The organism is Kitasatospora sp. NPDC002551, from assembly GCF_040296005.1.
Classification (GTDB): Bacteria; Actinomycetota; Actinomycetes; order Streptomycetales; family Streptomycetaceae; genus Kitasatospora.
On the sequence record NZ_JBEOWI010000163.1, the window covers coordinates 1 to 1,469 of the forward strand.

The 1,469-nt window shown below is 72.7% G+C and carries 2 protein-coding genes; both read left to right on the forward strand.

The features are described from left to right. Positions 1-85 precede the first annotated feature (85 nt). A complete protein-coding gene (locus tag ABT093_RS40875; protein ID WP_350572585.1) occupies positions 86-670 on the forward strand; it encodes a hypothetical protein in 585 nt (194 codons plus the stop codon). A gap of 98 nt (positions 671-768) precedes the next feature. Next, positions 769-1,434 (forward strand): hypothetical protein, encoded by a 666-nt coding sequence (locus tag ABT093_RS40880; protein ID WP_350572586.1) that lies wholly within the window; start codon positions 769-771, stop codon positions 1,432-1,434. The last annotated feature ends 35 nt before the right edge of the window (positions 1,435-1,469 follow it).

Below are 1,469 nucleotides of genomic sequence, written 5' to 3' on the forward strand. Positions count from 1 at the left end.
GACGGGGTGCTCCAGCGCCCCGACCGGGCGGCGAAGTCCGGGGATTGTCTGGTGTCGGGCTTGTCCGAGCGGCGACAATGACGGCATGCGTTTCGACCTGACCGATCTGCTGCGTGCGACCGCCGAGGTGCTGGACGCAGCCGGCCCGCTGGAGCCCCTGCGGCTCGCGCTCGCCGGCCGGGACGTGCAGGTCTCCTTCGCGGAGTTCACCACGATGGCGGACCAGCGCGGCAGCGTCGACCGGCTGGCCGCGGCGACCGGTGCGGACCCGGTGCTGTCCGAGCTCGGCGCGCGTGCCTACACCTACACCCTGACCGCGGAGCTGCCCGGCGGGATGGTGCTGGTCGCGGGAACACACCCGACCCTGAACCGGTCCCGCCCCGAACGCTCGACCTCCACCGCCGCCACAGCGGCGCTCCTGCGGGCCCTTGTGCCCTGGGCGCAGACCCTGGCCGGCCTGCCGGTCGCGGTCAGCGGGCTGGAGGTCACCGACACCGCTCACCGGTTGGGAGTGCAGCTGCTCGTCGATGGCGCCGACGACCCCAAGGCGGCGATGGTCGCGGCCTCGACGGGGGTCACCGCGCTGCGGACCGCTCCCGCGATCCCGTTCGGGATCGACGGCCGGGGGCGTCTGCCGTCCGGGCACCCGGTGCTGATCAGCGTCATGTAGAGGAGCCTCGACCATCCCGCCACACGGAAGTGTGCACCTGAGTGGACACTCGACAGAACTGTGTGTACCTTCATGCTCACTTAACGTGAACAGGCGAGGTGGCTGTGCCCGTACCCTTCGACCAGGTCCTGCCCGCTGGGGACATCCCCGATCTCGAGGACGCCTCGCTGTGGCGCGATACGCGCGGCCGGCCCCTGCGCAGGCAGTGGGGAGGCGCGACCTACGAGGTCCGCAACCACCTCGACGGCTGCATCCTGGTGTGCCGCACCGCCGAGCCGACGGCGGTCAACTACCCGCTGTCGCAGGAGGCCGAGCTCGCCTTTTACCGCGCCCTGGCGGACACCGTGTTCGCCGACGCGGCGATCAACAAGGGCTGGGACGCGGACAACCGGGCGGCGGCGGGCGCGGAGCCCGGCGGGAGCCGGTGGGCCGCGGCCTGGGTCAGCAACGGGGTGCCGGGCTTCACCGAGCACGACACCTGGGACGGAGCCCACCGCGCCGCGGCCGAGCGACTGGACGAGATGGCCGACGGCCTCGTCCTGACCGGCGACACCCTCACCGCGCAGATCGCCAGCGCCCACCTGAGGCGCTGCGCGAACCAGGTCCGGGACGTAGTGCTGACCGCCGAGCTGGGCGACGCGGTCCGCCGGGGCAAGGGGTGGATGAAGGAGGAGCGTCTCGTCACGCAGATCGCCGCCGGCCTGGACATCAACCGCCGCTTCCTCTACCGGGTGTTCGACGGCACGGAATGGCGCCGGCTGTGACCGGGCCGGCCCGCTCCCCTGCGCGGCCGGCCACG